The organism is Xanthocytophaga agilis, assembly GCF_030068605.1.
Classification (GTDB): domain Bacteria; phylum Bacteroidota; class Bacteroidia; order Cytophagales; family 172606-1; genus Xanthocytophaga; species Xanthocytophaga agilis.
Genome location: NZ_JASJOU010000024.1, coordinates 94,476 through 103,898, shown reverse-complemented (window position 1 = coordinate 103,898; position 9,423 = coordinate 94,476). Strand labels below are relative to the sequence as shown.

7 protein-coding genes are annotated in these 9,423 nt (G+C 38.5%); 1 reads left to right on the top strand and 6 read right to left on the bottom strand.

What is annotated here, in order from left to right; translation table 11 throughout:
• The 4 genes from QNI22_RS38345 to QNI22_RS38330 all read right to left on the bottom strand — a co-directional run.
• Positions 1 to 940 (bottom strand): hypothetical protein (locus tag QNI22_RS38345; RefSeq protein WP_314519663.1); only part of this gene is annotated, 940 nt, incomplete at its 3' end.
• A 455-nt stretch (positions 941 to 1,395) separates the two neighbouring features.
• Positions 1,396 to 1,590 carry a hypothetical protein gene (locus QNI22_RS38340; RefSeq protein ID WP_314519660.1) on the bottom strand — a complete coding sequence of 65 codons (195 nt, stop codon included), beginning with the start codon at positions 1,588 to 1,590 and terminating at the stop codon, positions 1,396 to 1,398.
• Positions 1,591 to 1,900: 310 nt separating this feature from the next.
• Positions 1,901 to 2,608, bottom strand: coding sequence for an HAD family hydrolase (locus QNI22_RS38335; protein ID WP_314519659.1), 708 nt, complete (start codon positions 2,606 to 2,608; stop codon positions 1,901 to 1,903).
• Between the two features lie 122 nt (positions 2,609 to 2,730).
• Entirely contained in the window at positions 2,731 to 3,360 is a 630-nt protein-coding gene (locus QNI22_RS38330) for a CatA-like O-acetyltransferase (RefSeq protein WP_314519657.1), read from the bottom strand.
• 206 nt (positions 3,361 to 3,566) lie between these two features.
• Here QNI22_RS38330 and QNI22_RS38325 point away from each other — a divergent pair, with 206 nt between their 5' ends.
• Positions 3,567 to 5,810 carry a GH92 family glycosyl hydrolase gene (locus tag QNI22_RS38325; protein WP_314519656.1) on the top strand — a complete coding sequence of 748 codons (2,244 nt, stop codon included), beginning with the start codon at positions 3,567 to 3,569 and terminating at the stop codon, positions 5,808 to 5,810.
• A gap of 60 nt (positions 5,811 to 5,870) precedes the next feature.
• Here the strand turns inward: QNI22_RS38325 and QNI22_RS38320 are convergent, their stop codons facing one another.
• Together QNI22_RS38320 and lepA are read right to left on the bottom strand one after the other, a co-directional pair.
• Positions 5,871 to 7,340, bottom strand: a complete 1,470-nt coding sequence (locus tag QNI22_RS38320) for a protein kinase domain-containing protein (protein ID WP_314519653.1) — start codon at positions 7,338 to 7,340, stop codon at positions 5,871 to 5,873.
• 180 nt (positions 7,341 to 7,520) lie between these two features.
• Positions 7,521 to 9,311, bottom strand: coding sequence for a translation elongation factor 4 (gene lepA / locus QNI22_RS38315; RefSeq protein ID WP_314519651.1), 1,791 nt, complete (start codon positions 9,309 to 9,311; stop codon positions 7,521 to 7,523).
• Between the last annotated feature and the right edge of the window lie 112 nt (positions 9,312 to 9,423).

Sequence of the window (9,423 nt, the reverse complement as noted above, 5' to 3'; positions counted from 1 at the left end):
TGGTAGTTCCCATCATAGTGATGGTAGCAGTGGAGTTGGTAGTAAGTGTGCCACTGTTCAACAGATCTCCACATACCTGTAGTTCACTTCCGCTGTTTAAAGTTACTTTCGCGCCTGATTGAATAGTGATAGATTTAACTGCTCCGGTAGCATTGGAAGCTAATATAGGATAGTTGGTCAGTCCAGCAGGGATCACCACATCATCTGAGCAGGTAGGTACTGTACAGGACCCCCAGTTATCAGCATTAGTCCAGTCAGTAGTATATCCTTGCCAGATAAAGTCATCACTGATTGTGGCATAGTTGGTAGCGGGATTATCTTTTACCAATATAATATCATCAACAGCAATGTCATTACCTGAAGCATTGACACTTATATTACGAAGAGATAGTTCCAGTGAAGTTAGTACTCCACTATTAAAGGTCATCGTATATAGTGTCCATGTACATGTATTACCCACATCTATATCTTGTCCTAAACGGGTACAGTTGCCATACAAACCAAACAATAAAGTATTTGCACCTGCCAGGCTCATGGCATAAAATGTCAGCTTATAATTGGTATTAGCTTGCAGCGCAACTGTTTGAGTCCATAATTTCTTGGAAGATCCATTATAACCATTTCCTATCAGCATATTGCCTCCTGAAATAGGTGATCGTACTCCTTCAGTGGTCAATGCACAAAAGTCCTGATGATAATATTTTGGATTTGTCCCAACGGTGTATCTTCCTTCCGGACCTAAACCCTGTGAGTAATTTGTACCATTTGTAGCTTGTGTAGTATATGTATACTCTGAAGTAAAGTTGGCGTTACCATTAGAAAAGTTTCCATTCACGATCAGATTCTGAGCCTGACTCTTTACCCCAACCAGTATACATAAAAGTAGTAGTACTATTTTCTGTATACATTCTGATGAAAATCTTGTAAAAAAATGCTGCATATCATTTGATGGTATTTTTCCGCAGCAATTCTACACAAAAATTGACTCAGCAATTGTACTACACAAACACCTTAACTTACATATGTCAGAATTGAATACAAGATCCCTAAATAATAGATAAGTAAATATTACTATCTTATTTTGTAATTACTGTACTATCTTAGAAAACAAAACTTTATAAATAACCATCACAATTCACAAACCTTTCTTATGTAATCCCTGAGTAGTATAAAATAAATAGTAAATCATCTTTCGATAACTTTTTTCTTACAGAAGCACATAAAAAACAATTTGTTTATATTTTTTCAATAGTCAGTATAAACAAAAAAGATAGCAGAAAATCCGCTATCTTTTTTACTCTTTCCCAAGTTGTGACTCTCTATCCTATTTTATTTATAATCAGACCAGAGCAATTCAGATCTAACTCAAATAAACAGCAACAGAAGGCCTCTACTTTATTTTTCTACGAACACATTGCCATCTGCATTGGACTCAAATGTATTCGTTGTTGAAGCTTCGTTGTTGATTTGTCTCTTGTCTGAGATAAAGGTTCCATAACCAGTACTTTCTTTGAAAGTTGAGACTCTGAAATTCAGCTTAGCAGGCGTTCCTCCAAGAATGCTAGAAATAACTTCTACAAAACAATTCATAGTGTAGTTGTAATTGAATAAGAATGTCATATAGATATAAAACTCATTGAGATTGTACCCTTACCTGTAAGTATATAACAAAGGTGGCTATGAAAAGCAGAGAAAAGAATATGAAGCTACATGAACTGTAAAAAGAAATGTATTAACAGACAAAACGTAAGAGTAAAATGTAAATACATTGTATACCAATCGTACAGCCAGATCCTATTACAAAAAAAGAGTCTTGCTGATGACAAGACTCTTTTGTAGTGCTTTTTGGAGGGTACTAACAACTTGCACTACTTTACTCTCATGCAAGTACTTCCGGGCTTTACACAATCAGAAACTGGTTCAGCAATTCTGGTAGCAAACTGATGTCTGCCAGCTCCTGATATGCAACACCTTCAATCTGATGAGTTTCTACTAACTCATGCGCCCACGTTACATGAAAAGGAATATGTACTGCATGTGCTCCTATTTTGCACACAGGCAAGATATCGGACTTGAGAGAATTGCCAATCATTATAAACTCATCGGCTATGATATTGTTCTTACGGATGATATTCAGATAAGATTGTTCATTTTTCTCACTAACTATCTCTACCTTACTAAAGTAAATACCAAGCCCTGAACGGGCAATTTTACTTTCCTGGTCAAACAAATCTCCTTTTGTAATCACCATTAGCTCATATTGGTCCTGCAAAAGTTTAATGGTTTCTTCTACATTAGGCAATACCTCAATTGGGTGTTCAATCATCTCCTTTCCCAAATCAATAATCCGTTGAATTTCACTTCCGGTTATTTTTCCCTGAGTTAATTCTATAGCAGTTTCAATCATTGAAAGCATAAAGCCTTTCACTCCATATCCAAAAAGCCGTAGATTCCGAATTTCTGCATTATACAGCTTTGTATCAATTTCATCCCCCGTTAGATAGGGCTCTAACAGTGTTTTAAACTCCTTCTGTGTTTTTGTAAAAATAGGCTCATTCACCCATAATGTATCATCGGCATCAAATGCAATTACTTTTATCTTTTTCATTAGAATCTGGTTAAAATAACTAAAGTCTATTTACTTAAACACATCTTATACCTGTATATGGCGAATAGACTACTCTACAAGCCTCTCTAAATCAAATACATGTTTAAACTTCTTCAGCAGGCCTACTGATCAAACAAACTTTGTAGTTCTGACAGAAATTTTCCAACGTGATATCCATCCATCAAGCCATGGTGTACATTCACAGCAACAGGTAGCAACATCTTTCCGTGTTGTGTATAATATTTTCCTACAGATACTTTAGGAACACTGTCCTTATAAGCAAAATGGCGGGCATGTGTAAGCCCTGTAAAACGGGTCCATGGGATAGCAGAAAAATGAATTACATCTATACGCCCTGTCTGATCACTCAGACACAATCCGGAAGTCTGCCTTACAGCTTCAATCTCTGTTAAAGCTCCTGGCAAAAATGATTCGAATGTATCTTTGAACTCAATAAAACCAAAGCCAAACGTAGTATCATCGCGGCTAATAGTAGGTGATGCATGAATTGTATCATAACAATATACTTTTCCTTCAGCTATCCGATACCGAAATTCTTCTATAGCATTAACAATCTTTAGCGTCTGATACAAATAATATAGAAAAAAAGATGCATTGGCTGCTTTTGCCTTTTGATAAGCATGTGTTATATCCAGTTCTGCAACAATTCCAAAAAATGGTTCATCAAACCCCGAAAAAAACTGAAAATGCTCTTTCCGGTTCCACTGATCCAATGGTAATTCGGTACGCATAGTTATTCAAATCATTACAGTAAAAAATGCAAAGATAAAAATATAACTTTGATAACGCGAAAATATCCGTTTATTAGAGTTATAATGGACATTATAGCTCAGAAATGTATTTATATTAATTCCATTTCCACAGGAATTATAATATACCCTCTAACATCCTGTTAACTACGACTTTAAACCTGTAACTTATCAGATTACCAAATTTTATGATACATTGTATTACAAGAAAAATAGCAGTTCTGTTACTTACCCTACTACCTTTTCTCACGCTTCAGGCACAAAATAAGTTCCTGCCCTATGTTAATCCATTAACAGGTACTTCAGGAAGTACCACTCTGTCAACACAAAAACATGCAGAAGGCACAGAACCACTAGCCAACACTATACCTGCCGTTACGCTTCCCTTTGCAATGACTCAATGGACCCCGCAGACACAATACACAGAAAAAAAATGTCTTCCCCCCTATTATTATAAAGACACTATGTTTAGTGGCATCAGAGGTACTCACTGGCTCAGCGGAAGTTGCGTTCAGGATTATGGAACATTTACTATCATGCCCATTACAGGCCATTTAAAAACGACCCGTTATGAAACATCATTTTCTCATCAACAAGAAATTACTACTCCTGCTTATTATAGTGTAGAATTGCCAGACTATCAGATCAGGACAGAAGTCACTCCAACCAAACGAAGTGCCATAATACAGTTTACAGCACAGAAGGACGATAGCCTGTATATACTCATAACACCTAATAGCGACTACAACAAAGGATTTATCCATGTCAATGCATCTCAGCAGGAAGTGACAGGCTACAACCCTGCTCATCGGATTTATCAGGGCTGGGGAGAACCCGCAGGGTTCAGTGGATACTTTGCAGTCAAAGTTGAACAGGCATTTTCCACCAAGGGAACTTACAGTAATACACAACTATTTTCTTCTGATAGCCTTTCTCATAGACCAGATATCGGTGCATACATTGGTTTTAAAGTAACGAAAGGGATGGTCATCCGGCTTAAGGTAGGGACCTCTTTTACCAGTATCGAAGGTGCCAGAGCTAATCTGCAAGAGGAAATCACAGACTGGAACTTTGAAGCAATTCGTAAGAAAGCAGAAGTAGCATGGGAACAAGCCTTAGGTAAAATTGTTGTAGAAACCCGCAATGAAAATGATAAAAGAATATTCTATACAGCACTCTATCATGCATTTCAGCATCCCCGCCTGTTTAGTGATGCAGACGGTAAATATCCTCAGTTTGCAGGAAATTATCAGATAAAACAACTTGCCAAAGGCAATTATTACGATGATTTTTCAATGTGGGATATTTACAGAGCTCAGCTCCCTCTTTTGGAAATTATTGATACTGACCTGGTAAATGATCTGGTAAATTCTCTTATCCTGAAAAGTCAGCAAGGCAACTGGCTACCAAACTTCCCCTGCTGGAATAGTTATACTTCTGCGATGGTTGGTGATCACGCTTCTGCATTTATTGCTTCTGCCTATATAAAAGGCATCAGAGGTTACAATGTTGAGGAGGCCTACAAAGCAATGCGTAAAAATGCGTATGAGATTCCGGATCAGGTGGCGCTGAAAGATGGACGAGGCAGACGTTCTCTAGGTTCATACCTCAACCATGGTTACTATCCAATGGAAGATACTATACCCTATGCCTTTCATAAAAATGAACAAGTTTCCCGAACACTGGAATATGCCTTTGATGACTATTGTGTGGCACAACTGGCCAAAGGCTTACAAAAAAATAGTGATTACCGCGATTTGATACGAAGGTCTGCCAATTACAGAAATGTATTTGATCCTTCGTTACAACTTGTTAATGGCAGATATGCAGATGGAAGTTGGATGAAAAACTATAATCCCGATAAGAAATTACTATTTATTACAGAAGGTACACCTCGTCAATATAGCTTCTATGTACCTCATGATATCAATGGCCTGATTAAGCTTATAGGAGGGACTACTAAATTTGAAGCAGCTCTTGATGATCTTTTCCAGAAGAATGAGTATTGGCACGGAAATGAACCGGGTCAGCAAATCCCTTTCTTATATATTTATACAGATGCTCCCTATAAGACTCAATACTGGGTTAATCATATTTTGAAAGAGGAATATGCGAATGGTCCGGGTGGCTTGAGTGGCAATGATGATTCCGGACAAGTAAGTGCCTGGTATGTACTGGCGTCAATGGGATTATACCCTATTAATCCAGCCTCCGACGAATATGCGATTACATCACCACTATTCAGTAAAGTAACGCTGCATCTTCCTAATCAGAAAACATTTTCTATAAGTGCAAAGAGAACAAATGAAAAGGCTATTTATGTTCAGGAAATATCACTTAATGGTAAACTATTTAATAGTTATATTCTAAAACACAATGATCTGATGCAAGGTGGTAATATGTCATTTATTCTAACCGAACAAAAGCATTAAGAAATACTATTGCAAGTATCCTCTGTCTGAATAAATTTGATAGAGGACACTTCTCTTCTGTTAGAACAACCATTCGGCAAACCAGTTTAAGGCAATTAAAGATCCCAGGATCGTACCCACAATAGCACATATTTTTCCTGTATTGACCAGTTGGCGTGATCCAGGATCATAGGCTGCCGGATTTTGCATATAAGCAGCATGGCTCTGGCTTGCCAAAATCAACGCAATAATGCCAACAAAGAAACCACAACCACAGGTTATAATAGAAAGAATACCTAATACCAGTATCAACACATCATTAGGCAACTTCTGTAATCCCTGAATCACAGGTTGATTGGCTTGGGACCTGTTAACAGGTGTTTTAGGCTGGGTATGTACAGGTCTATTTTCTATTACAGGAACCGGAGGTGGAGTAACCGACTGATTTACCACTGGTGGGCTGGAGACTGGCTGACTAACAGAACTACTGTAACTGTTTATATATTCCAGAATTTCACCGGCATTCTGATATCGGTCAGAAGGATTGGACTGCAAACATTTATCAATAATACTACGCCAGTAACCAACAGGTAATTGCTTCAGATTTTTGGGTTCCGGACTACCTGTAAACATTTCCAGTAAAATAAGGCCAAAAGCATATAAGTCTGTACGTCCATCTACCTGATTCAAGGCAGAAGATTGTTCAGGTGCTGCATATTTTTGTGTACCCACAAAGGTGGCACCTGACAAATCATCAAACTTGTCAGCAGCAGCCAGGCCAAAATCAATAATCTTTACATTATCTCCTTTATTGGTAATCAGAATATTCTCAGGCTTCAGGTCTCTGTGATAAACCTGTTTCTTATGTGCATAACTTAAGGCATCCAGTATTTCAACAGCAATCTTTCGGATCAATCGCTGATCTTTTATTCCTCCCTCTGGAATACGCTTTCTCAGAGATTGTCCATCAATGTATTCCATATAAAAGAATGGCCCTTCTGTATCCTCTCCTCTTCCATAAATATTGACTATATGTGGATGTTCCAGATCCCGTCCGTTGAAATATTCTTTAAATAAGAGATCTGCATAGGTCTGATTGTATTTGTATGTAGAAGCAACCCGCTTAACAACCACCCAGCGACCATCCAGACGAGCTTTTTGTGTTATACTCATTCCTCCTTGCTCACTTAATAAAGTGGCATCTGTAAACCCAGTCCCCGCTCCAAACTGTATACCAGAGTAATTAGCCTGTGAAGCATTGCTTTGAGACACATTTTGCTGAGATGCAGAGGAGTTCGAATCTACAAATGAAGAACCTGTTGTATCAGAATTAGTGGGATTGTTAGTAATGAATCCGGATTGATCAGTTGCAGATGGAGTATTTGTCTGTGAAGCCTGTTGTAGCGCCTCCTGAATCATGCGTTCTGTCTCTTCAGGTGGTACACCTTGTAATTCTGCATGAGAGTAGATAATACTTTTCTGTACCTCGCTAAGTGTGCCGTTTGTAATTAGTGCACGTATCAGTGTTTGAAGTTGTTCCTGAGATGACATATATAAAACCAGGTTGCCAGTGATCAAAAGGTGAACAAATTACTTTTTTTCTGTTAATGAACAAACATCCATATTGTAACCTCTGCTAATTACTATAATTCTTTTTATTTATGACCTGATAAAAAAATAAACCCAGCCTTTATCCAGCTGGGTCTATCAAATAGTACATATATCAATCAATTATGATTCCAGTTTAAGTACTGCCATAAACGCTTCTTGAGGAATCTCTACGTTACCAACCTGGCGCATCCGCTTTTTACCTTTTTTCTGCTTTTCCAATAGTTTCCGTTTCCGGCTGATATCACCACCATAACACTTAGCCAATACGTTTTTACGAAGAGCTTTAATCGTTTCACGAGCAATGATCTTTTGTCCGATAGCAGCCTGAATCGCAATTTCAAACATTTGACGAGGTAATAGCTCCCGAAGTTTTTCACACAGGCGTTTCCCCCACTCATAGGCTTTGTCTCTATGTACGATAGCAGACAAAGCATCTACTTTATCACCATTCAGCATGATATCCAGTTTCACCATAGTAGATTCTCTGTATCCGATTAGTTCGTAATCCAGAGAAGCATATCCACGGGAAATTGTCTTCAGACGATCAAAAAAGTCAAATACTACCTCTGATAGTGGAATTTCAAATGTCATCTCCACTCGTTCAGCTGTAATATAGTTTTGATTTTTGATAATCCCTCTTTTGTCCATACAAAGAGCAATTACCGGACCTACATATTCAGTTTTGGTAATAATTTGTGCTTTGATGAAAGGCTCTTCGATATGATCAATATTGTTGGGGTCTGGCATATCAGCAGGAGCATGAATTGTAATCGGATCTCCTTTGGTCATGTAACAGGTAAACTGTACAGAAGGCACCGTTGTGATTACAGTCATGTCAAACTCCCGTTCCAAACGTTCCTGTACAATCTCCATATGGAGCATTCCCAAAAATCCGCAACGGAAACCAAATCCTAACGCAGCAGAGGTTTCAGGCTCCCAAACCAGTGAAGCATCATTCAACTGAAGCTTTTCCATGGCATCACGCAAATCTTCGTACTCAGAAGTTTCTACTGGATAGATACCTGCAAATACCATGGGCTTCACATCTTCAAATCCTTTGATCGCTTCTGCTGCGGGACGTTCCACATGTGTAATGGTATCCCCTACTTTTACTTCTTTAGCCTGCTTGATACCAGAAATCAGATAACCTACATCTCCTGTATGTACAACATCACGTGGCTCTTTATCCAGACGCAGAATACCAATTTCATCAGCATTGTATTCTTTACCTGTCGCCATAAACTTCACTTTATCTCCTTTGCGTAGTGTACCATTTTTAATCCGGAAAATAACCTCGATTCCACGGAAGGAGTTAAATACAGAGTCAAAGATCAAGGCTTGCAGAGGACCATTCGGATCTCCTTTTGGAGCAGGAATACGTTCTACTACAGCATTGAGAATATCTTCAATACCAATTCCTTCTTTCCCACTGGCATGAATAATATCATCCCGGTCGCATCCTACCAAATCCACCACCTCATCTTTTACCTCCTCAACCATTGCACCAGGCAAATCTACTTTATTCAATACCGGAATAATAGTCAGGTTGTTTCCCCATGCCAGAAAGAAGTTGGAGATTGTCTGCGCCTCAATACCCTGTGATGCATCTACCAGCAACAAAGCCCCTTCACAGGCAGCAATGGAACGGGATACCTCATAGGAGAAGTCTACGTGTCCAGGTGTATCGATCAGGTTAAAAACATACGGTTTTCCCTGATATACATAATTCATCTGAATAGCATGGCTCTTAATGGTAATACCTCTCTCTCGTTCCAGATCCATATCATCCAACAGCTGAGCCTGCATCTCCCTTTTAGAAACTGTCTGGGTAAATTCCAGCAGTCGATCTGCTAAGGTGCTTTTACCATGATCAATATGAGCAATAATGCAAAAATTACGGATGTTCTCCATTGAGTTCTTATTTCTTAAGTTCTGTTTTCCAGGGTCGGGATTATTTTCAGATTACCCAACAAGTAAATTTAACTTCACAAAATTAGCAATAAATTTTCGACTCAGACACATT